The sequence below is a fragment of the Glycomyces rhizosphaerae genome (assembly GCF_042647865.1).
In the GTDB taxonomy this organism is placed as follows: domain Bacteria; phylum Actinomycetota; class Actinomycetes; order Mycobacteriales; family Micromonosporaceae; genus Glycomyces; species Glycomyces rhizosphaerae.
In genome coordinates, this window is the sequence record NZ_JBHRWO010000008.1 from 225346 (window position 1) to 248891 (window position 23546).

Sequence of the window (23546 nt, forward strand, 5' to 3'; positions counted from 1 at the left end):
CGTGCGGGCCGCCACCCACCGTCTCCCCCGTGCCCCTCTCCGAAAAGGACTCGCCATGAAACGACGTACCGCACTGACCCTCGGCGCCACCGGAGCTCTCGCCCTCGGCGGCGGCGCCATCGCCACCTGGATCGCCGGCGCCAAGCAAGACACGTGGGGCGAGGTCGACTTCGACTCACCGCTGCTCGTCCCCCCGCTCGCCGAGTCCACGCTCGACGCCTCGGGCGTCCGCGTGTTCGACCTCGACATCCAGGCCGGCCGCACCGAGTTCAAGGACGGCCCGGCCACCGACACGTGGGGCATCAACGGCACCTACCTCGGACCCACGATCCGGGCCGGACGCGGCGAAGCGATCGCGTTCGCGATCCGCAACGACCTCGACCAGGCGACCTCGGTCCACTGGCACGGCATGCACCTGCCCGCCGTGATGGACGGCGGCCCGCACCAGTCCATCGCCCCCGGCGACATCTGGACTCCGCAGTGGACGGTGGACCAGCCCGCCGCGACGCTCTGGTACCACCCGCACTTGCACGGGAAGACCGCCGACCACCTCTACCGGGGCCTCACCGGGATGTTCATCGTCGACGACGAGGAGGCCGGGGCGCTGCACCTGCCGTCCTCGTACGGGGTCGATGACGTCCCGATGATCGTGCAGGACCGCACTTTCAACGGGGACCACCAGTTCGAGGCGTCCAGTCCGCTCGGCGGCTCGCTCGGAGTGATCGGCGACGAGATCCTCGTCAACGGCACACTCGGTCCGTACTTCGATGTGACGACCCGCCTGGTGCGCCTGCGACTGCTCAACGGCTCCAACGCGCGGCTGTACCACTTCGGGTTCTCCGACGACCGGCCCTTCTCCCTCATCGCCACCGACGGCGGCCTCCTGCCCGAGGCGTGGGAGACCGACCGCCTGCTGCTCTCGCCAGGTGAGCGCGCGGAGATCATCGTGGCGTTCACGCCCGGGGAGACCGTCGACCTGCGGTCCTACCAGTCCGAGCACGGCGGCGCGCTGGGGCGCTTCGACGGCTTCGCGGACCGACTCGACATCTGCCGGTTCCGGGCCGCCGCAACACTGGCCGACGAGACCGAGATTCCCGCCGTCATGGGGTCCGCACCCGACCTGGACGGTGCCGAGGCGGCGCGGGAACGATCCTTCGTCCTCGAGTCCGACGCGATCAACGACCAGCCGATGGACCTGGGCCGCATCGACTTCGGCGTCCGCGAAGGCGCACTGGAGGTTTGGGAGGTCCGGAACGGCAACGGCTTCGTGCACAACTTCCACGTGCACGACGTGCAGTTCCAGGTCCTCACGGTCGACGGCGAGACCCCGCCGCCGCACCTGCGCGGCCGGAAGGACACCGTGCTCCTGATCCCGGACCGGCGGTACCGACTGGCGATGCGGTTCAGTGACTACACGGACCCGAACCTGCCGTACATGTATCACTGCCACGTGCTGCAGCACGAGGACGAGGGCATGATGGGCCAGTTCGTGGTCCTGGCCGAGGTGCCCAGCGGCGATGCCGCGCACGCCCACTCCTAGACGTGAACCGATCGGTCTTTCATCGAGGGGTTTGTGCGCACGCAACCCTCGTGTTCGTCAGTTCGCGGACGCGGCCCCTTCGCGGGCGAGGAGGTCGGCCAGGATGTCGGGCCGTTCCAGGGCGATGAAGTGACCGACGCCTGGGGCGTACTCGCCGTTGATGGAGGCCGTATTGAGAGCGCGCCTCTTCCACCGGCTCTACGCTGCTCAAACGCTGAATAGTCAAAGCCATCTGGCGCACCATGCAACTCGACGCAGGAACCCAACGCGCCACCCCTTGGCGGACATGGAGGGGTCTAAGGCCCGTCGCCGTTCGCGGCGGCGGTCTCACGGCCCGGCGTGTACTTCAGGTAGGTGGCGGCCTCGGTGAACCCGAGTCGCTTGTAGAACTCGACGGCTCGGCGGGTGGGCACCGTCACCTCGACATCGCCGGATGCCGCCGCCTTGGTGACGGCGGCGCGGACCAGGAGTGATCCCGTCCCTCGGCCCCGATGAGCCTCGTCGACGGCGAGCTCCAGTACGTCCATAACGGTTCCTCCGGCGAACAAGGTCGGCACTCGGGCGGCCAGGAGGTAGCCGACCACCGCACCGGTCTGCTCGGCGACGAGGAATTCGGCCGCGCCGTCTGCGGCGGCCGCCAAGGCGCGTGGGAACGTGCGGTCTTCGAAGACCGCACGTTCAGGCCGGTAGCTGGTGGCGAAATCGCACAGCAAGCGGTAGATGTCCGCCGCGTCCTCACGCGACGCATCCCGAACCGTCATCACTGCCTTCCTTTCAGTAGGTCTTGACGCCGACGAGGTCGGCCGAGTGGTCCCAGAAGCGTTCGGCGAGGTCGGCGTCGATGGCTTGGGGGTTGAACTTGGGCAGTCCAACGTGGAGCGAAACGATCTCAAGCGCACCCCGATCCGGGAACGTGGCCCCCGTTCCAACCGTTCACGAAGCACACGTCCAGCCACAGAGTCCCTTTACCGAGACCGATGGCGGTGACTCGGATGCCACTGAGCGGACTCGGTCTGCCGGCCTCTTCCGGGGTGCCGTTGTAGTACGGAGTCACCAGGTACAAGATGTGGCTCTCACTGCTCACGCTCGATGCGATCGCGTTCTCAAGACCCTTCATGTCCCGGTTGTTCGTCGTGGGATGGTGACACGTCACCAGGTTCCCGGGGGCGACCGAACCACCCAGCTGATTGCCGACCAGATGGCAGGCTGCGAACGCCCACGCACCATCGATCTCGAAGTTCTCACTCGGATAGTCCCACGGCCGTTGACCGCTCGTCTCCTCCCCGGCAGGAAGGGTCCCGCACAGGTACGCGGCTGCTCCGGAAGCGACCGTCCCACCCGAACGCCAGAACGCACTGCCTTGATCGAGTGGTGCGGTCGGCCCGTACTCATATTCGGACTTGCAGTCCGGATCGTCCTTGCGCTTGTCGACGTCGGTGATCTGCCCATCAGCGACCGTGACGAGTCCGAGCCCTTCGAGAGCGCCGACAAGTTCGGGGGCCAGCGCCAGTTCGTTCAGCAGATCGATTTCGGTTTGCTCTCGTTCGGCTGCGGTTGCTGCGCAAACCACCGCCGCGGGCCAGGAGGCGGTGCCGGTGACGGTCGTTATCGTGAGTTCAGTGAAGTTCGGGTTGCCGCTGTCGCAGGCGGTCAGGTCGGGGACGGCGTCCAGCAGGCGCCGCTGGACGGTCACCGGATCGACGTACGGCAGTTCGGTCGGGTGAACAATGCGCGCAGAGACGGTGCATGAGTCCGCACCGGACTGTGCGACGGACACGGCTTGATCGATGCTGGCCGCCAAGTCGCCGTCCGGGACGGAGACGACCCCGATGCATTTCGTTTCCGATTCCGGGTACGCGCTGACGACGACGGCTGGTTGTGTTTGCCCAGCAGTGGTCGGTTCCGGGTACGTGAGTGCGACCGTTGGCGCGGCCGGGTCATTCAACTCACTTGCGGCCGTTTCCAAGCCGGGCAGGTAGTACGGCAGTTCGATCGGGCTGACCGTGGTCAACCGGTCGACCACCGGTGCCCATGAGGTGAACCGGTCTCCAGCGGCGGCGAGCTGTCTCAGCATGGGCATCTCGGAGTACTCGCCGCGGGCCGGGTCGGCTCGCCCGGCTTCGTCGAGTGCGGCCAGGACTTCTTCGGGCGGGACGTCGTCGTCGAGCATCGAGTGCATCGCTTCAACGGCGGGGTCTTTCAGGCCGGCGTCGAGCTGCTGCATGACTTGGTCGAGCAGCGGCTGCATCAGGTACCCGCCGAGCCGGTCGACGAGTTCTCGGTAGCGCGCGGCGTTGGACCCGCCGATGGCGTCTGTATAGGTCACGAGCGAGTAGTTCACCATGACCGAAGTGGTTTGGCCAGGCCTCGGTGTCGGGGCGGGGTTGGCGAAACTCAATGTCCCGGTGGACGCGGAGCTTCCAGGTTGGATGGTGCCGAGCGGGATCGTCTGCGACCCCATGCCGGGGGTGGCGGAGACGGTGGCAGTCACGTCTCCGGGTCCCTCACCGATGTTCTGCACGGTCGCCGACCACGTGCAGGTCGGCGTGGAGCAGGTGGTGGCGTTGATGCTCCCCGTGAGCGAGGGGAGCGGCGTGATGAACGAGGCGATGTCGGGCGGCACCTCGATGTCCGCTGATCCACGCGGCGGGGCCGCGGTCTCCGCGTCGGTGCTGCCGCCGAGCGTGTTGGTCGTGGTTTCCTTTGTGGTTGTCGCGGTTGCGGGCGGTGCTGGTGACGGCGCTTCAAGAGTCAATGTGCCGGCGCCGCCCCCTGCCTGCGGGTGGGGTGCCGGCGCTTCGCCGTCCCAGACGGCCGAGACTGCTTCCACTGTGGCGTGTGGCGCGGCGGCGGTGTGGAAGAGGCCCTGGTCGATCGGCCCAGAGAGGGACAGGGCCTTGGCGGGAAGCGCCTGCGTGCGAATGAGCGTCCAGTCTTCCCAGGTTTTTGCGATCACCGGAATCCCCTGGTAGGCAGTAACATCGCGGTCGGTCGTCCCGTAGTCGTCGATGTTGCGGACGAGCTCGGCGAGGGCAGCCGGGGTGAACTCGGCGGCCAGGTCGATGGGGAGCGCCGTTCCGTCGTCGGCTTGCACCCACTGATCTTTGGCAGCGGTCGCGAGGGCCGGAGTGCGGCGTGCCCACCAGTCTTCGTCGCCCCACACTGCGGAAGCGTCGGGGGTCGTGTGGACGGTCGCGGTCCCGGCGGTGTCGTCGGTGACGGTCCCTGTCGCGTATCCGTCGGCGGTGACGGTGAACTGCCCGTTGGACTGCGTGCCGTCCGAGGCCGTGTAGGTGTAAGTGAAATCGATGGCGTCAGCGTCGGCGAACGCCGCGGCGGGGTCGTTCCCGAGCGTGCCGGAGCGGCTGTCGTCGACGGTGATGACGATCGTGATGGCGCGAAGAGCGCGGCCACAGCCGTGGTCATACCGACGGGAATGATGATGTTCGGGTTCTTGTACCAGAGCAATCGAGGTGGGCGGGGTTGCTGCGGCGGTGCGTACATGAGCGTGGTCCTCCGGGTACCGGCCCAACAAGCGTTGCGCCTGGGGGTGCGGGACAGTTGGGAAGGCCAGCGTGACGCCCGGAATCCCATGTCGGTCTCAGATGGATCATTGACTCGTCATGAATGTGCTTGTGCCGCTGAGAAATCTGTGGATCCCCTGCTGTCCCCGACGAGGAAGAGGGACCGCGCCCGTACCCGATCGCCGGATCCCGCCGGTAAACCGCCGCTCGATCGCCTGTACATCGGCCGTACCCCGCCCTATCTTGAAGTCGCCCCTCCAACGGACGGTCGGCTCCGCCCTCCTTCACCGCCCCATGACAACTGAAAGGGAGGAAGCGATGCCCGGACTCGAAGTCGACCCCGACGATCTGATCGACGTAGGGGAGATAACGCTGCCGTACGCGGCCGACTTCTACGACGAGATGGCCAACAGGCTCGCCGCCATCGGCAACAGCGCCGGGCGCGGACTGATTCCGACGCTGAGCAGCTCGCCCGCGGGCAACGCCCTCGGCGAGGCCATCATGCGCTGCCAGCGCTTCCTGTATGCGGTCACCGAGGAGACGGCCGACAGCCACCGCGCCGTCGGGGTGAGCGTGGCCGAAGCGGGACATGAGTACCGGCAGGCCGACAACGCGGGCGCGCGCGACTTCGAGATGACCGGCGAGGATCTGACCGGTTCCGTCGCAAGCGAGTTCACCAAGGTCGACGCGGGCGATTACGAGTACGACGGCGGCTACCGGTTCAACAACTTCGACAACGCCGCGGAGGGCTCCGGATACGAGGAGGCGCTCTCGGGGGGCCCGCGCCAGCCGGTGGACCACCAGGACTATGAGATCGAACCTGAGCCGTTGTTCGAACGGACCCGACTGACCGACCGCGGCGGCGACCGGCCGCCCCTCGAAGAACGCAGAGACCGCTGATCATGCCGAAATTCGCCACGTTCCAGGGCATGAAAGACGAACAGCCGCCGAGCAAGGACGAGCTCAAGGAGATGGTCGCGAAGTTCAATGAGCCGCTCCAGATGCTTTACGTCCGGTCCCGCTACGATGCGTTCTTCAATGAGCGGTACCCCACCGGGAGCACGATCCAGAACCCGCGCGAGGACTGGACGTTCGACTTCGAGACGCACATGACCCGGGCGGAGGAAGAGGAGCTGCGCAGTCTGTGCTGGCCGCTGGCCACGAACTTCGTCATCGACATGCTCGTCGGCATCGACAACCTCCTGGACAAGGACGAAGGCGACCTCGATGCGATGGTGGAGGACCTCCTGCAACTGGCCACGTCGTACGACGGCGCGATGACCGACGCCAAGCTCGCGCTCGTGCAGGACCGGTTCGAGAGCTGGCACGGTGATGCCGGCTCCGCGATCCGGGAGGGCTACTCCGATCACCTCACCAGGTCGACGCAGACCCACAGTGCGATGGCGAACGCGCTGGCCAACGCGGCACAGCTCGATTCCCTGATCATGATGAAGGTCCGCCATCACCTCGACGGCCTGGTGAGGGCCGCCGGAACCGCCATCGACAACGGCCCGGCGGGTTCCAGCCTCGATTTCGAGCCGATCATCGGCTGGCTGACGTTCATCGGCATCCTGGTGAGCACACCCGGCGGCCCGGCCGTGCCCGCCGCGGTCGGCTGGGTGGGGAGCACCATCAAGACGATCCTCTCGGAACTGCCTCTCGAACAGGCCGACGAGCCGACGATGGACTCCTCGGATCCGGACGAGTTGCGGGACCAGGTACTCGCGGCTTTCGACCAGGTCGCCGAGGTCGTCAAGGCGGACAGGGAGAAACTCGCCGGGGAACTCGTCACGTTTTTCGAGGAGGTGGCGGCGCTGATCGGCAGCGCCGACGCTGCGGAGTCCAGTCGCGTGATCCCGAACCCGAATGGCGTCGAGGGCATCACCCTCTGACCGCAGCCGACCAGGCGACCGCGAAGTCGCGTTCACCGAACCGTGTTCGGCGAACCGAGCCGCAGCTGCGCTGCGGCCCTTGGTCTCTCGTATGCAGTTGTCGAGGGCGGCGGCCCGATGCCGCCACCCTGCTGCGTGCGATCAGTCGACGGGCGCGACCCGGATGAGGTTGCCGTCAGGGTCGGCCGCCACGAACGTGCGGCCGAAGCCCTCGTCGCGCGGTTCGTCGACGATCTGCACGCCCTTGCCGCGCCACTCCTCGCAGAGCGCGTCGACCGAAACGGGCGCGCCCTCCACAGCGAGGCACAACTCACTGGTGCGCACCGGGTCCGCGGTGAGATCCACGCCCGAGCGGCTCCACAACGAGAGGCTGACGCCGCCGCCGAGTTCGAACGAAATGTACGTCGGCGTCTCGAAGACCGGCTTCATGTCGAACAGGTCCCCGTAGAAGCGGGCCGCCTCAGGTGCATCGGCGACGTAGACGATGAAGATGTTCGGTGCGGGCATGAGTGCCCTCCTTTCCGTCAGTGGCGCAACCATAGGCGCGAAACCTGACAGGATCTGTCAGGTTCTCTGCGAACATGGGGATGTGACTCCCGACAGGTGCTTCTCCCTCCTCCTCGCACTGCGGTCGCGGCCGGACACGACGGTCGCCGCGCTCGCCGAAGAGACCGGCGTGTCCGAGCGGACCGTCATGCGCGACCTGCGCTGGCTCCAAGACGCCGGCTTCCCCGTGCTCGCACGCCGCGGCCGCTACGGCGGCGTCTCGATGCTGCCCGGCGGCGCGCTCGACACGAGTCGCCTGACGCCGCCCGAACGCGAGCACTTGGCGCTCACCGGACTCGACGACGACCAGCGGCGCCGCCTCGGCGTCGAGGAGGTCAGCGACCGCGCCCGCCGCAAAGTCGCCGGAGCCCGTCCCGGCGATGGCCTTATCGCGGTCGGCGACCTCGTCGCCAGCGACAACCGGCCGTGGTTCGGCCGCGAACCCGGCGGGGTCTCCCCCGCCGCACTGATCGGCGACCTGCGCCGCGGCGTACGACTCAAGGTCCACTATGAGCGGACGGGCCGACCGGCGCAGTGGCGGACCGTGGACCCCTACGGGCTCTTGGCGAAAGGCGGCCGCTGGTACCTCGTCGCCGACGAGGCGGGCACGCCCCGGCTGCTCAACCTGCTGAAGATCGACCGGTGGGAACCGCTGCGCACCGCACGACGCCTCCGCCCGGGCGTGCGCCTCGCCGCGGTCGCCGCCGAACTGACGTCCGGCTGGGAGACCGGCGGCGACCTCGAAGTGCACCTGCGCATCCAGGGCTACCAGGTGGAGCGGGCCCAGCGCATCCTCGGCTCGCGCCTGACCCTCGGCGAGCCCGAACCGGACGGGACCACCCCGGGAGTCCTGCGCTGCCGCGTCCTCGAAGACGTACGGCAGCTTCTGGCCTTCGCCGACTCCGCCACCATCACCGGCCCACCCGAAGCCCGCGAGCGCATCAAGGCACTCGCACAGCGGATCGTCGACCACTACCGCGGCTCGTCGGCACCTGAAGTCAGATAACGATTTCTAGGCCAATGCCGAAGTGTGGCAGGAGAGGCCTGGAGTGCCATCGCCGCAGGCCGCGATCGAGCATGGTCTTGTCGATGGAGTATGGCCTTTACCTGGTACTCTTATGGATTTCCAGACGGTCCTTGATCCTCGCGCCCCAATCGGATATCGTTATCTATCGATGAAAACGATCTCTCGAACGGAGTAGGCACCTCTCATGCGTCCCCCCACGGCCGCCCTACGCGATCGCGCCGCCCTTCCCAAACGGGCCCTTGCATTCACGGCGGCAATGCTGCTCTCCATAGGACTCCTCCAACTCGTCCCGTCCGCCGATCCCGCGGCGGGGCAGAACCTCGCGACCTGCGACGTGCAGTTCCACTCCTCGACCAGCGAAGCCGGGTTCAGCCACCCCGGCATCGGATTCACCGAGCCGATCCTGGAGAACGTGCGCACTCAGCTCGCGGCCGGCGCCGAACCGTGGAAGTCCGGGTTCGAGGCGCTGCAGAAGTCCGGCGCCGCCGGGGAGGGCGTGAAACCGTCCAACGCCGGTTCGGACCCGACCAAGCCGCGCACGACCGCCTTCAACTCGGGCACCAGAGGGATGTTCGAGGCCGACGGCCTGAAGTCCTACACGCAGGCGGTCATGCACGTGCTCACCGGCAAGGAGGTCTACCGCAGGAACGCGCTGGCCATCCTCCGCAACTGGGAGCAGATGGACCCCACCAAGTTCGAGTACTACACCGACTCGCACATCCACAACGGCGTCCCGCTCTTCCGCATGTCCGCCGCCGCCGAACTGCTGCGCTCCACCAGCTGCGGCGAGGACCCGGCCCTCACGTGGACCGAAGCCGACACGAAGGCGCTCGGCGACAACCTCATCAGGCCCGCCATCGCGACGTTCATGTCCTCTCCGGACCGTTTCATGAACCAGCACAACTACCCGCTGATGGGTTCAATGGCCGGGGCGATCTTCATGGACGACAAGTCCCTCTACGACGAGAAGGTCGAGTGGTTCACCGTCAATGAGTCCGCAAAGGACGAAGGCTTCAACGGCTCGATCGCGCGGCTGGCCCGCTGGGTCGACAAGAATGACAAGACCGGCGAGGCCATCGACAACCCCCACGTGCAGCTGGTCGAGATGGGCCGCGACCAGGCCCACGGCGGCGGCAACCTCACAAACTTCTCGGTCCTGTCCCGCATGATGCTGGCGCAGGGCACCGAAGTGGACCCGGTCGACGGCACGGTCTCGACCGCCGACGACGCCGTAGGCCCCTACGAGTTCCTGGACGACCGCATCCTCAAGGCCGCGGACTACTTCTGGCAGTTCATGTCCGGCCGCGACCCGGAGTGGACGCCGGTCGGGTACGCGATCTCGCCCGACGGCACGATCCGCGACACCTACGACCACATCGCCGACGGCTACCGCGGCCGGTACGGCACAGCGAGCTTCTGGGAGATCTACTACCACTACAAGTTCACGCGCGGTGAGGACGTCGAGGCGATGGCCCCGTTCTTCTCAGAGGCCTACGCGAACCGCCCCGGCCCGGCCTTCATCGGCTGGGACGGCCGCGACGGCGGCGGCGACTCGTGGATGTTCGCGCCCGCCGAGGCGGCCGGCGAATCGGCCCCGCCGCCGAGCGCGGACCCGGACATCCTGGAGGTCGAGCAGCGCTACACGCACCTGGCCGGGAACGTCGAGGAAGGCGACGGCTACGTGAGCATGGGCAACGGATCGAAGATCGCCTACCTCAGCGGCGCGAACAACAAGCCGCAGCAAGGCTTCCTCGTCCGCACCGAGGGCGAAGCCGTGATGCACCTCGGCGGCGTCAGCCACGCCGACACCGTCAGGCGCGACACCACCGTGATCGTGCCGGACACCGGCGGCGAGTGGCGCTACGTCACGGTCACCAGAGGCATGGACAACATCCTGTTCATCGAAACCGAAGGCGCCACAGTCGACTTCGACCACATCAACATCAACGCCCAAGCCGAGATCGACGCGCCGGTCTTCCCCGCGGACGCGCCCGATCGGATCGTCGGCTGGTCCGGCGCCGAACTCACCCACGACCTCGCCGCCACCGGCCCCGAGGGCATCACCTACAGCGCCACCGACCTCCCCGACGGCGCCGAACTCGACGCCGAGACCGGCACCCTGACATGGACCGGCGCCGACTCGGCGACGATCACCATCGCCGCCACCGCCGGGACGAGCGTCGCCGCGCGCACGATCACGCTCGACGCCGCCGACGACCGCCAGGAAGCACTCGCGCTGGCCGAAGAGGACTACGACCCCGAGGACGGCTACGAATCGGCGACCGACGCCGCCTTCATCGCCGCACGTGAAGCGGCCGAAGCACAACTGCAGGACGGCAGCGACGCGGAGTTCGCGACCGCCTTGGCGGGCATGGTCGCCGCGTTCGACGGCCTGCGCCTGATCTCGCCGAAGACCGATGTGGACGGCAGCCTCGACTACGCCGGCCTCCTCCACGCCTCGACCGCGGCGGAGCGCACCCCGCTCCTCGTGGACGGCGACAACCAGACCGGCACCGGCTACCCGCAGGCCGTCAACATGTCGCACAGGTTCGACTTCGGCCCGGACTTCCGGGTCTCGGCGCGGGAGTTCGGCTTCCAGAGCAACATCTTCGCCGACCGGCTCGCCAACTCGACGGTGTACGGCTCGAACGACGGCGTCAACTGGACCCGTCTCACGCCGGGCGCCACGGAGTTCACCCAGGACTTCAACACCCTCGAAGTGGCGCCGGAACTCCGGGACGACCAGTTCCGGTACATCAAGGTCCAGATGATCGAACAGCTGCCGGACGTCCTCTACGGGATCATCCGCGGCGTGTTCGAGATGACCGAGTTCCACATCTACGGTGAGCGCCACGAGATCGGCAACCAGATCCAGTCGGCCACGATCACCTCCGACGACGCCGTCGCCGGGAAGGTCGCCGTCGGCGACACCGTGAACGTCGCGGTCACCACGAAGCAGCCGGTCGACGCCGTCACCGTCAACGTGATGGGCATCGAAGCGCCGGCCGCTTCGGACGACGGCGTCAACTGGCTCGCCCCGGTCGTCCTCGACGGCGTCGCGGCCGGACCGGTCACGCTCTCCGTCGACTACACCGACACCGACGGCAAAGCCGGACCGACCCTGTACGGCACCACCGCAGGTGCGAGCCTGTTCGTCGGCGGGAACCGCGACCAGCTGGTCGACGTCGCGAACTTCGCCACCGTCCTCGCCTCCGACAAGCAGTGGCCCGGCAACGGGCTCCCCGCCGACCAGGTCGGCTACCTGCTCTTCGACGGCGACGAGAACACGGCCGGCGACCTCAACACCGGTGTGGGCTCGTACTACACGGTGGACTTCGGGGAGAACGCGTCCGTGCGCCTCGACGAGGTGTACTTCCTGCCGCGCCTGTGCTGCACGTCGCGGTCGGACGGCACGTTCGTCCTGGGCTCCAACGACGGCCAGTCGTGGACCCAGCTCACCGAGCCGCTGACCGGCACCAAGTCCGGCGTCTGGCAGGGGCGGACCGTCTCCGACGACACGTACTACCGCTACTTCAAGATCTACAACCCGAACCGCTGGCACGGGAACCTGGGCGAGATCCAGTTCTTCGGCGAATTCGCTTGATACCGGCCACCCCGGCCGACCGCCCCGCCGCACCCGATCCTCGGGAGCGGCGGGGCGCGGCGTTCCAGGCCCTACGCCTGCCGCCAGAGGACGCTCGGATCGATGGCGTGGACGAGGGGCGCTCCGACGGCGAGCCGTCGCGTTCGATCCCTCGCCGCAAGGCCCCGCGCCGAGCCCGGCGGCCGAGGCCAGGCACAGCAGTTGCCTGCGGTCGATGGTCATGAAGGCCCTCTTCTGGCACTGAGCCGGGGATCCGGAAAGGAGTGGCGGTGTGGGTGGTGCGGAGACTTCCTCCTCCGTACCACCCACGCCGCCGGGAGTTCTAGCCGCTCGCTTGAGCGACGTCGAGGTAGTCGATGTTGGGGAGACCGTTCGCGGTGGTCGGGTCCCATCGGACGGTGTTGGCGCCCGCGCGCAGTTGGACGGTGACGGTCTGGGTGGTCCAGGTGTTCCACGCGCCGGTGGACCCGAACGGGGTCGTCTCCACTCGGGTGCCGTTCACGATCAGGTCGCCCGGTCTTCCGGTGGTGCCGCCGTTGGCGTACCGGAGGTTCAGCGTCGCCGTCCCGGCGGCCGTGGCCTGCACGGTGAACTCGGCATAGGCGCTGTCGGTGTTGTCGCCGTTGCAGAATCCGGTCCCGGAATAGCCCGAGTGGTTGCCGTCGATGGCGCCGGTGCAGGTCGCCCCGGAGCCCTCGGCCTCGTAGCGGGTCGCGCTGCCGGGATCGGCCCCGCCTTGCCTGACGAGCGAGAACTGGTCGGCGACGAGGTTGCCGCTCCCGCCGGTCACAGTGACCGTGGCGGTCCCGGCCGACAGCGCGATGCCAGTGAGTTCGCGTTTGGCCCAGCCGCTCGACGACGGGACGTTGAGGGTGTACGCCTTGCCGTCGGCCCCGGCGACGGTCACCCGGCCGGAGCCCTTGGTGTATAGGCCCAGCGTGTAGGTGCCCGCGGGCACCTGGATCTGCTGCCGGACGCCAGCGCCGTTGCTCACCTGCAGCGCGAACCGGCTCCCGTTCGCCCCGCCGTTGACGTTGGTCACTCCGCTTGAACCGGTTCTGGTCCACCCGACCACGTTCGAGACGATGATCCGGTCGGCCTGGATGTCGGGGTTGAGGATGTAGTTGTTGCCGGGTGCGACGCGGAACTCACCGGTGGTCGCGTTGAACTGCCACTGGCTCATCGAGTGGAAGCGGATCCCGGTGCCCTCCTTCGTGATCGGGACCCACTGGTTGTAGCCGATCCCGTTCCATGCGAAGTCGGCCCAGCGATCGCCCGCGTAGATCACCGTGTCGCGCACGGTCCCTTTGACGGTCACGAAGAACCCGGTCTGGGTCACGTGGCTGTAGTCCATCTGGGTGCCGGGCATCGTGTAGTAGTCCGTGTAGTCGCCCTGGACTCTCCCCTGGGTCGACTCGATGACGTAGTTGACCGAGGTGTTCCAGCCGTGCAGGTCCGACGCCGACATGTAGTACTTGCCGTCGAGCTTGAACATCGCGTTGCCCTCGCGGCCGTCTCCGTTGCGGCCGATCTCGACCGCGGGTTCGGCCATGAGCGAGTCGGACGCGCGGAGCTTGGAGACGAAGGCGCGGGAGCGGCCCTCGCGGTTGGAGAAGATCAGGTAGTCCTGGCCGTCCTCGTCGGTGAAGACGGTCTGGTCGCCGGTGCCCGTCGTCGGCGAGTTCACGACCTGCTTCTGGAAGTTGCCGAAGGTGAAGGCCCCGGTGGGCGAGTTGCCCTGCAGGAAGAGCACGCCGTGGTCTTGCGTGGGGTGCCACATCTGCACCGGGAGGACGTACTTGCCGGTGTTCTCGTTGTACGCGACACCGAGGCGCCCGATCCACCCGGCGTTGCCCATGGTGCCGCCCAGGCTGCCGAGGCTCGTCGAAGTCGTGGCGACGTTGTTCTCGAACTTCCAGTTCACCAGGTCCTGCGAGGAGTACACCGGGATCGACACGAAGGTGACCTGGTTGTCGTACTTCTGCGTCGGGTTGGCCAGATAGGACTCGGCGCCGCGGTAATGCACGCCGTACCAGTAGTAGGTGTCGCCGAATTTGAACACCCCGCCGCCCTGGGAGTAGATGGGATCGCCGGCGGTATCCCTCCAGAAGGTGTTGTTGGTGATGGTCGCGAACGTCGACTGGAGGAGTTCCAGATCGGCGGCTGCGGTCTGCAGTTCCGTCTTCGCTTCCGCGACCTCGGACTCGGAGGCCGAGTCGGCTTCGACGACATCGGTCGCTGTGGTCAGTGCTTCGGCGAACGGCGCCCAGGAATCGGCGGTGTACTCCGTGGGGACACGCGTCTCGTAGTCCGAGACCAGAGTCTCCAGGCCATCGGCGTTCGTCACGTCGGCGGCGGCGGTTTGGAGCCCCGTCTGCGTCGTGTCCTCTTCGACGGCGGCGGACCCGGGAACTGCGGGCCCGGCCACTGCCGAGGCGAACAACGCCGCGGCGACGAGCGGTCCCCATCGGCGTGGCGATCTGCGGGCAATGAGTGTCATGGTCTTGCCTCTCACTCGATCTCGCCCGGCAGCAGGACAGCGGAGACAGCACTGTCACCGCCGCCGGTATATGAACACGGGCGTCGCAAGGGTGCCGGGGACTCATTGAGGAGTCCCGGGAACCGGGACGCGCCAGTGGTTCACGATCGCAGTGCCGGGTGGGATCGTGAGGCGGTCGCTTCGTCAATCGGGGCCGTCAGGTTCGGAACAAGACGGTCCCAAACGGCTCGAATGACTTGCAGCCGACACTACGAACACTTGACAGGCCTGTCGATGGTCATTTCGCCTATGGGCATGGACGAAAGCACGGTCGAGTACGGCATCTGACGGCTCCCGGGACGGGAGTGACGGCGGACTGTCCACAATCCGCCCCGCCCCTCTTGTGTAACGATATATGTGTCCGTTAACATCGATTCATCTCTATCCCTCACTATCTAGAGATTGGTACCCGTATGAGCACTTCCCAAGTGCGGTCGCGACGCAGATCCTGGTTCTCCGGGTTCGCCGCCGCCGTCATCGCGACGGCGGGCCTGGCCTTCCTCGCGCCGGCGACCGCGAACGCGGCCATCGACACCACCGCGAACTACGTCCTCACCAGCCGCCACTCCGGCCTGGTCTTCGACATCGACGGCCGGTCCACGGCCGACGGCGCCGGACTCATCCAATGGACCCGCACCGACGCGACCAACCAGCAGTTCACGTTCGTCGACGCGGGCGGGGGCTACTACCGCATTCAATCCCGGCACAGCGGCAAAGTCCTCGGCCTGCAGAACCAGAACACCGCCGACGGCGCGAACATCGTCCAGGAGACCAGCACCAACGCCACCGACCAGCAGTGGACGGTGACCGAGTCCGACGGCTACGCGAGCTTCGCGAACCGCTTGTCAGGCAAGGCACTCGACCTCTGGGAGTGGTCGGCCGCCGCGGGCGGGCGCATCTCCCAGTACACCGCCACCGGCGGCACCAACCAGCAGTGGAGCCTCACCCCGATCGGCGGCACCCAACAGCCGGAACCGAACGACTGCTCCAGCGGCCCCACGCAGCCGCCGAGCCTCAGCGGCACCCTGGGCGCCCACGACCCCGCACTGTGGGCCGGATGCGCCGGCCAGCCGTGGTTCGTCTACGCCACCGGCGACATCCGCTTCAGCAACGGCAACATCCCGATCCTCCGCTCCACCAACGGCGGCCAGACCTGGCAGCACGCCGGCTACATGTGGGGCACCAAGCCCGCCTGGACCACGCAGCAGATCCCCGGCTCCGAGAACCTCTGGGCCCCCGAGATCCACTACGACGCCGCACAGGGCCTGTATTACCTGTACTACTCGGTCTCGACCTTCGGCTCCCAGCGCTCGGCCATCGGCCTCGCCACCAGCCCGAGCCTCGACCCGTCCGCGCCCGGCTTCGGGTGGACCGACAAGGGCGTCGTCTTCCAGTCCTACAACGGCAACGCCTACAACGCGATCGACGCGAACATCATCGTCGACGCCTCCGGCGGGCACTGGATGGTCTTCGGCTCCTGGCAGCAGGGCATCCACACCATCGAACTCGACTGGCCCTCCGGCAAACCCAAGGCCGGCGCGACCCCGATCCGCCTGGCCACCAAGAGCGGCGGCATCGAAGGCCCGTCCATGACCTACCGCAACGGGTACTACTACCTGTTCACCTCGATCGGCACCTGCTGCGCGGGAGCGAACTCCACCTACAAGATCAATGTAGGCCGCTCCACCTCCCCCACCGGACCGTTCCTCGACGCCGCGGGCGTGGACATGCGCAACGGGGGCGGCACCGTGCTCCTGGGCGCCTACGGCAGCAACGTCGCCGCCGGAGGCCAATCCATCCACAGAGGATTCATGGCGTACCACGCGTACGGCTCGGGCGGCGGCTTCGCGCTCGACATCGAACAGATCCAATGGAACTCGGCGGGCTGGCCCGTACTGGACGGGAGCTGACACCATGCCGACCATTCGCCAGCGCTGGCGCGCACTCGTCGCGCTCACCCTCACCGCCGCACTGACGGCCCTCGGCCTCGTCGTGGCCGCCCAGGCCCCGGCCCAGGCCGCCGTCACGCCCGGCACCTGGTACGTCATCACCAGCGCCCACTCCGGCCTCGCCCTCGATGTCAAGGGCGCCTCTACCGCGACCGGAGCCGAACTCACCCAATGGAACCGCACCGACGCGACGAACCAGCAGTTCCGGTTCCTCGACTCGGGCGGCGGCTACTACCGGATCCAGGCGCGGCACTCGAACCTGGTGCTCGACGTCTACCAGCGCAATGCCGCCGACGGCGCGACCATCGCGCAGTGGACCGACCTCGGCGGCACCAACCAGCAGTGGTCGGTCACCGAGCACGCCGACGGCACCCGCAGTTTCATCAACCGCTTCTCGGGCAAGGCACTCGACCTGTGGGAGTGGTCGACCACCGCGGGCAGCCGCATCTCGCAGTACACCTACGAAGGATCGAACGCCCAGAAGTGGCGACTCAACCAGGTCGGCGGCGGTTCGCAGAACACCCTCGCCAACCCGATCCGCTCCAACGGCGCCGACCCCTGGATCGAATACTGGGACGGCTACTACTACATGTCGACCACGACCTGGAACTCCACGGTCATCATGCGTCGCGCCACCACCCTGGCCGGGCTGAAGACCGCAAGCGACACCGTGGTGTGGAACGACGCGAACACCCCCAGCCGCTGCTGCTCCCACTGGGCGCCGGAGTTCCACCGCATCGGCGGCGTCTGGTACCTCATGTACACCTCCGGGAACTCCCAGACGAACCTCGACGGGCAGAAGCTCCACGTGCTGCGCTCGACCAGCGCGACACCCATGGGACCCTATGAGTTCATGGGCACTCCGCTGCCGAACCAGTGGAACATCGATGGGACCTACCTGGAGGTCGACGGCGGGCTCTACCTGATGTGGAGCGAATGGGTCGGCGCCGACCAGTCGATCCGGATCGCGGCCATGTCGAACCCTTGGACCGTCACCGGCGCGCACGCCACGATCTCGCGACCCAGCCACAGCTGGGAGACCGTGGGCATGCGCGTCAACGAGGCCCCGGCCGTGCTCCAGCACGACGGGCGCACGTTCGTGACCTTCTCGGCCTCCTCGTGCAACACCCCGGACTACAAGCTGGGTCTGCTCGAACTCACCGGCCCGAACCCGCTCGCGGTCTCCTCGTGGACCAAGAAGTCGACACCGGTGCTCCAGCGCGGGAACGGCGTCTACGGGCCCGGCCACAACGGCTTCTTCACCTCCCCGGACGGCACCGAGCACTGGCTGGTCTACCACGGCAACACCACGTCCAGCCAGGGCTGCGGCGACACCCGTCAGACCCGCGTGCAGGAGTTCACATTCAACGCGGACGGCACCCCGAACTTCGGCATGCCGCTGGCCAGCGGTGTGCAATTCCCGGCGCCTTCAGGAGAGTGACCACCACCGAGTAGCCAGGGCCCGGCCGGATCGACCGGCCGGGCCCTGGCGCAACCGCCTGGCCGAGTCAGCCGCGCATTCATGCGCTAAAGCGAGTGCCGTCTGAGGGCGGCGTCGGGATTGTGGACTCCGCGCGGTCGGTATCCAAGGCGCTCAGCTACGCCGAGCAGATCGGCCAGGTACCAGATGATGGCGAGCCACATCTCTGTGCCCTGCAATCCTGGCTGGGTCTCGCCGCCGTCCGGTGACGGCGCTGCGAAGCCGAAACCCCGACCCGGGATCCAGTTGGCCAGGGCGTGTCCGAGGAGCGTGCGGGCCTTCGAGACGACCTCGTCGGTGCGGTGCCCCGTGCGGCGGGTGATCCATAGGGGATGGGCCACGTCGAGGACGTTGCAGGCATTGAGCCGCTCGGGCGCGAACCACGTCGCGTCGTCCAAGTGCCGCAGAACTGTGTCCACGACCCGTTCGGGATACGGGACCGGCACGCCGAACTGGCCGAAGGTCCCGCGCACCGCCCGGTACCAGCCGTTGACCGGCCGTCGCAGGTCCTCGTGGTCGACTGGGGCCCACAGACCGGTGTTCGGATCGGCCCGCGTGAGCATCCAGCCGAACAGCGCTTCCTCGCAGCCCGCGGGATTGCCGTGGCCGCCAAGTCGGTTCCACGTCATGGCCGTGCCGAGCTGGTCGACGTCCGACCCGGCATGCCAGGGGTTTTCCCGCCACGGCTGGGCGTCGAGCCACCGCGTCACCGCCTCGGCCGAGTCGGCCGGCGCCAGGTTGATCGGGTGGGTGAAGGCGCTTCCGAGCAGGTCGAGCGCGTAGCCGACACTCAGGACGTGGTAGGCGGCCTCCCCATCGTCCAAGTCCGTTCGGCGCGACAGGTAGGTGCCGTCGTGATCGAACTGGCCGACGAGGCCGGTCTGCTCGTCCTGCCAGGACCGCAGCCGCGAGATCTGCTCCTGGACCGGCAGTTGCGTCGGTGGGCCGCCCAGCAGGAGGTCGGCGATCTCGATCGCGTCGCACTGCGCCCGCACCGTCGGGGCCCTCCCCGGGCGGTCGCTGAACAGTCCGGACGTCGGGTTCCAGCATCGTTCGAGCACGTCGGCGGCCTCTGTTCGAGCCCGATCAGCGAACTCGGCGACCAGGTCTCCGAGGCTCGTGTCGCTCTTGGCGACCGGGTCTGCCGGAGGCACTCGCCATTTCAGGACGCGCGCCGGGCTACCACCGACGATCGCGCCTTCGGGGACGTCCTTGGTGACCACGGCACCCGCCGCCAGCACCGACCTGCTTCCGACCGTGACCCCGTCGAGGACGACCACGTGGGAGCCGATCCACACGTCGTCGCCGATCGTGATGCCTTGCGAGGTCAGTCCCTGCCAGACGACCGGCGTGTCCGGATCGGTGGTGACGTGGTTGAACGCGATGATCGACGTGTGCGCGCCGATGCGCACGCAATCGCCCATGGTGATGTCGCCGCGGACGACCGTGTAGGGGTTGACAGTGCAGTCGGCGCCCATGGAGAGGTCGCCAGTGAGGTAGGCCCCGGCGGCCACGTAGGTGCGGTCGCCCAGGTTCAGGCTATCGTTCTGGATTGCCGCGAGCGGCGAGAGGAAGCATCCCTCGCCCAGGTCGTAGCCGCGTTCGATCCGCAACCGCTGCTGCAGTTCACGCTGACGATCGCGCTGCCCGTCGGGTGCTTCGGACCAGAACCGCCACGGCGAGAAGTCGAAACGGTTCTCCTCGTAAGGCAGCGACGCTGCGGTTTCGGCGGGCATGGGACCTCCGATTCGGGGACGCGGCTGAGGCGACGTCGTCAGAGCCTAGCCACTTGGAAAGCGTTATACAACCCCGCGGACTCGGAGCATTCAGGGCGCGCCTGCATCGATCATGTCCGACGCCGGCGCCTCGATCGAGCTCATCGCCGACCTCCTCGGCCACAAGGACACCGCCGCCACCTGGAAGGTCTGCCGACACCGGCTCCGTCCCGTCAACCGAAGGGCAGCAGTCACTGTCGATCTCAAGTGGTCGCCTTGGTCATCATGTTCTGGATCTGTTGGCTCCCCGGGCGCCGCAGGCGACGAGCCGTTGGCCCCTGAGGATCCCTGGAACGACAGGGTCAGTGCCGCTCCCCCGCGGCCAAGATCAGACCGGTGGAACACCGGTAGTCGCCGGCCCAGCACCCAGTGGGCAGGGTGCGCGGCTATTTCCGCGCGCGCACCCTGGCACACGGAAGAGGCCACTCCCCATGGGCATCTGAGCGGTAGCGATTCCCATGCCGCCTGCGCCGCCGGCAATGCTGGCAGTCTTCGCCATAGTCGCACTCCATAAAGGTCTGATTTCGGCCGAGCGCAGCCCTTGGACGAAACGATCATTTCGGACGGCCAGGTACAGTCACACCGTTGCGGCGCGCAGTCTCCGCCGTCCAGAAGACCCTCGCCTCAGGTCGGCCGTGGTCAGAGTGTGCGGGTCGTCGGGTCCCATTGGCGCGGAAGTGCATCGGGCCGGATCACCGTGCTCTGCGGTTCGACGGCGCTCCCTGACGCCGCGGCCTCCGTGATCGCGGCCATGATGTCGAGCACGTGGAAGGCGACGGCGCCGGAGGCCCGCTCTTCCGTCCCCGATCGGATCGCGCGGGCCAGGTCGAGCACGCCGGCGCCTCTGCCGTATTCGGGTCCGCTGGCATCGATCAGGTCCGGTTCGCCGCCGTCCCGCCACAGCTGCGAGGGGCCGCCGAACCCGTTCGGGTCGGGGAGCGCGAGCGTGCCCGAGGTTCCGGTGACCTCGACGAGGCCGGCACGCGTCAGGTGGGACTCGAAACTGAACACGGCCACCGCGCTCGCGCCGCCGGCGAACTCCAGCAGCGCGCTGTGCGCGGTCGGCACGTTCACCGGGAACTCCGTTCCGGCGCGTGGGCCCGAACCGATGACGCGCGTGGCGCGGGACCGCGACGAGGTCGCGCTGACGCGGCGCACCGGACCGAAGACGTGGACGAGGGCGGTCAGGTAGTACGGTCCGATGTCGAACAGCGGGCCGCCGCCGGTGTCGAAGAGGAACTCCGGGCTCGGGTGCCACGACTCGGGGCCGGGGGCCTGCATGATCGCCAGGGCGGTGAGCGGTTCCCCGATCCGGCCGTCCTTGATGGCCCGCAGGCCGGTCTGGAGGCCGGAGCCGAGGACGGTGTCCGGCGCGCACGCGACCCTGAGGCCGCGTCGCCTCGCCTCCTCCAGCAGCAGCAGGCCGCTCTCGCGGTCCAGTGCGACGGGCTTCTCGCTCCAGGCGTGCTTGCCGGCGCGCAGGATCTGGAGGCCGACCTCCACATGGACGGCGGGGATCGTCAGGTTCACCACGATCTCGATGTCCTCGCGCGCCAGGAGTTCGGCCACCGTCCCCGACGCCGGGACGGCGTATGCGTCCGCCTGCGCTTTGGCCCGGTCCGTGTCGAGGTCGGCCACGAATCGCACGGCGAGGTCGGGGAACGCGGTGAGGTTGCGCAGGTATTCGCCGCTGATGACTCCCGCGCCGATGACACCGACGCCTACCGGCCCGCCGTTCATGCTGCCTGCCTGGAGACGAACCGCAGGCTTTGCGCGATCCCGTCGAAGATGTCGCCGGCGTAAGCGTCGAATTCGATGACCCGCACGGCCTGGGGTGCGGCCGCCAGGATCTCCTTGATCGGCATGTCGCCCGATCCCGCGGGCTGCTGCGCGGCCGCGTCGCCGCTTTGGGGTCCGTCCTTGACGTGGAGCAGCCGCACGCGGTCGCCGAGGCGGGCCAGGAGCTCGGGCGCGCTCTGGCCGCCGACCTCGGCCCAGTAGGTGTCGACTTCGAGCACTACCGCGGGGTCGATTCGTTCCGCGAACACGTCGAAGGCGCTGCGTCCGTCGATAGCGGACTCGAACTCCCAGGTGTGGTTGTGGTAGCCGACCTCGATGCCGAGCGGCCCGGCCTGGGCGGCGATCTGACCGAGCCGGTCCGCGATCGCGTGCACGCCGTCCGCGGTCTCCCATCCATGGCGGATCATCGGCTCGATGAGCGTCCGCATGCCGAGGGCGGCCGCGGCCTCGATTGCGCGCTCGGCATCGCCCTCGGCGATCGGCGCGTGGCCCGAGAGCGCGGCCAGGCCCGCGTTCGCGAGCGCGGTGCGGTACTCGTCCACTCGGTCGACGAAGTCGAAGAGTTCCACGTTCGCGAAGCCGAGTCCCGCTATGCGGTCGAGCGTGCCCGGCAGGTCGGCGGCGAGCGCGTCCCGCACGCTATAGAGCTGCACCGAAAGTGCTGCAGTCATGTCGGTGTCCTTCTGGTCGGGGGTCTGTATCGGTCGGAGCCGGATCGCAATAGGACGGTGGCTCGGCCCAGGCGGGGACCGCGTACGGTCCCCCGCGGATGACGAAGTCGAGGCTCGCCTCCCTCACCGGTCGCGGAGGCTCTCGCGTGCGTTCCGGTGATGATCGTGATTCCTTTCGCGGTGTCGCTTCGGTGATGGCCGCCCCGCGTCGCGCGGGGCGGCTTCCGTTCGTCAGCTGGTGATGTCGCCGTAGATGATGCCGCGGCCGTTGGTGGTGAGGTAGACGCGGCCGTAGACGAGCGGGTCACCGGTGATGGCGGACCCCGAGTAGGCCCACTGGTGAGCGTCGTCGTTGATGCGGGTCCACTTGGAGCCGCCGTCGGTCGAGCGGTAGATCGCGGCCTTGCCGTCGATCAGCGCTGAGGTGTAGATCGCCGGGTAACCGGACGACTTGGCGGCTTTGCCGAAGCCGACCGACTCGGCCGTGTCGAACTTGGCGAGGCGCTTCCAGGTGATGCCGCCGTCCTTGGACCGCCACATGCCCCCTTCGATGTCCTTCTCGGAGTCCCCGCGCCCGGCGAGCCAGACGTGGTTCTTCTTGCCGGGGACGGCGCGGAAGTCGTCGACACCGCCGGTGGGCAGGCCTGTCGCTCCGGTGTCGGTGAACGTCGCGCCCCCGTCGGTGCTGCGGTAGAACGTGCCGCCCGAGAACGAGTACAGGACCGACGCCTTGACACGGTCGGACCGGATCTTCGCTCCCGCCGGGAGTCCCTCGACCGGGTTCCACGTCTCGCCCAGGTCGGTGCTGTACACCGGGGTGACCTCGGAGTCGCCCGGGGTCCAGAAGATCCTGGACCCGTCGGCGCTGACGGCGACGGTGCCGCCGTGGCCGTCGCCGGGGACGCCCTCGACCCGAGCGGCGTTGCGCCAGGTCTTGCCGCGGTCGGTGGAGACGCCGACGTGGCCCCTCTCGTTGCCGTGCACGTTGCCGGTACCGACGACGATGTCCGGGTCGGCTTGGGCGAAGTCGACGCTGGTGCCGGTGGACCAGCCGGTGTCGATCATCGGCTCGGCCCGGTCGAGGTCGGTGTGGACGAACCCGCCGACGTCGCCGACGGCGGAGACGAGTGTCCCGCCGAGCGCGGCGAGGTCCAGGACCGCGCACTCCTCCACGCCTTCGGCGCGGACGCCGACGGTGA

15 protein-coding genes are annotated in these 23546 nt (G+C 68.0%); 7 read left to right on the plus strand and 8 right to left on the minus strand.

Annotated features, from left to right (window positions below; genetic code table 11):
- Positions 1–55 precede the first annotated feature (55 nt).
- Positions 56–1540, plus strand: coding sequence for a multicopper oxidase family protein (locus tag ACFO8M_RS09180; RefSeq protein ID WP_387973650.1), 1485 nt, complete (start codon positions 56–58; stop codon positions 1538–1540).
- A gap of 296 nt (positions 1541–1836) precedes the next feature.
- On the opposite strand, the gene ACFO8M_RS09185 is transcribed toward ACFO8M_RS09180, so the two are convergent.
- Together ACFO8M_RS09185 and ACFO8M_RS09190 are read right to left on the minus strand one after the other, a co-directional pair.
- Positions 1837–2496, minus strand: a complete 660-nt coding sequence (locus ACFO8M_RS09185; RefSeq protein ID WP_387973653.1) for a GNAT family N-acetyltransferase — start codon at positions 2494–2496, stop codon at positions 1837–1839.
- Positions 2430–4703, minus strand: coding sequence for a DNA/RNA non-specific endonuclease (locus ACFO8M_RS09190; RefSeq protein ID WP_387973656.1), 2274 nt, complete (start codon positions 4701–4703; stop codon positions 2430–2432). The genes ACFO8M_RS09185 and ACFO8M_RS09190 overlap by 67 nt, the downstream gene beginning before the upstream one ends.
- A gap of 679 nt (positions 4704–5382) precedes the next feature.
- On the opposite strand from ACFO8M_RS09190, the gene ACFO8M_RS09195 reads away from it, so the two are divergent.
- Together ACFO8M_RS09195 and ACFO8M_RS09200 are read left to right on the plus strand one after the other, a co-directional pair.
- Complete coding sequence (locus ACFO8M_RS09195; RefSeq protein WP_387973659.1) at positions 5383–5964, plus strand: hypothetical protein; 582 nt, start codon at positions 5383–5385, stop codon at positions 5962–5964.
- Between the two features lie 29 nt (positions 5965–5993).
- Complete coding sequence (locus ACFO8M_RS09200) at positions 5994–6956, plus strand: hypothetical protein (RefSeq protein ID WP_387973662.1); 963 nt, start codon at positions 5994–5996, stop codon at positions 6954–6956.
- 141 nt (positions 6957–7097) lie between these two features.
- Here ACFO8M_RS09200 and ACFO8M_RS09205 read toward each other — a convergent pair whose 3' ends face one another.
- A complete protein-coding gene (locus ACFO8M_RS09205) occupies positions 7098–7463 on the minus strand; it encodes a VOC family protein (RefSeq protein WP_387973665.1) in 366 nt (121 codons plus the stop codon).
- Positions 7464–7545: 82 nt separating this feature from the next.
- Here ACFO8M_RS09205 and ACFO8M_RS09210 point away from each other — a divergent pair, with 82 nt between their 5' ends.
- Positions 7546–8508, plus strand: coding sequence for a helix-turn-helix transcriptional regulator (locus tag ACFO8M_RS09210; RefSeq protein ID WP_387973668.1), 963 nt, complete (start codon positions 7546–7548; stop codon positions 8506–8508).
- 277 nt (positions 8509–8785) lie between these two features.
- The gene (locus tag ACFO8M_RS09215) at positions 8786–12133 is read left to right on the plus strand and encodes a discoidin domain-containing protein (RefSeq protein WP_387973671.1); all 3348 of its coding nucleotides are present in this window, start codon (positions 8786–8788) and stop codon (positions 12131–12133) included.
- 322 nt (positions 12134–12455) lie between these two features.
- Here ACFO8M_RS09215 and ACFO8M_RS09220 read toward each other — a convergent pair whose 3' ends face one another.
- Positions 12456–14633, minus strand: a complete 2178-nt coding sequence (locus ACFO8M_RS09220) for a family 43 glycosylhydrolase (RefSeq protein ID WP_387973674.1) — start codon at positions 14631–14633, stop codon at positions 12456–12458.
- Between the two features lie 452 nt (positions 14634–15085).
- On the opposite strand from ACFO8M_RS09220, the gene ACFO8M_RS09225 reads away from it, so the two are divergent.
- Together ACFO8M_RS09225 and ACFO8M_RS09230 are read left to right on the plus strand one after the other, a co-directional pair.
- Positions 15086–16582, plus strand: a complete 1497-nt coding sequence (locus ACFO8M_RS09225; RefSeq protein ID WP_387973677.1) for a family 43 glycosylhydrolase — start codon at positions 15086–15088, stop codon at positions 16580–16582.
- A 4-nt stretch (positions 16583–16586) separates the two neighbouring features.
- Positions 16587–18062 (plus strand): family 43 glycosylhydrolase, encoded by a 1476-nt coding sequence (locus tag ACFO8M_RS09230; RefSeq protein WP_387973680.1) that lies wholly within the window; start codon positions 16587–16589, stop codon positions 18060–18062.
- A gap of 86 nt (positions 18063–18148) precedes the next feature.
- Here ACFO8M_RS09230 and ACFO8M_RS09235 read toward each other — a convergent pair whose 3' ends face one another.
- From ACFO8M_RS09235 to ACFO8M_RS09250, 4 genes are all read right to left on the minus strand, one after another.
- Positions 18149–19837, minus strand: a complete 1689-nt coding sequence (locus ACFO8M_RS09235) for an acyltransferase (protein ID WP_387973683.1) — start codon at positions 19835–19837, stop codon at positions 18149–18151.
- Between the two features lie 678 nt (positions 19838–20515).
- The gene (locus ACFO8M_RS09240) at positions 20516–21616 is read right to left on the minus strand and encodes a Gfo/Idh/MocA family protein (RefSeq protein WP_387973686.1); all 1101 of its coding nucleotides are present in this window, start codon (positions 21614–21616) and stop codon (positions 20516–20518) included.
- Positions 21613–22347 carry a sugar phosphate isomerase/epimerase family protein gene (locus ACFO8M_RS09245; RefSeq protein WP_387973688.1) on the minus strand — a complete coding sequence of 245 codons (735 nt, stop codon included), beginning with the start codon at positions 22345–22347 and terminating at the stop codon, positions 21613–21615. The genes ACFO8M_RS09240 and ACFO8M_RS09245 overlap by 4 nt, the downstream gene beginning before the upstream one ends.
- A gap of 231 nt (positions 22348–22578) precedes the next feature.
- Positions 22579–23546, minus strand: a 968-nt coding sequence (locus ACFO8M_RS09250; protein WP_387973691.1) for a WD40/YVTN/BNR-like repeat-containing protein, incomplete at its 5' end; no start/stop codon positions are given.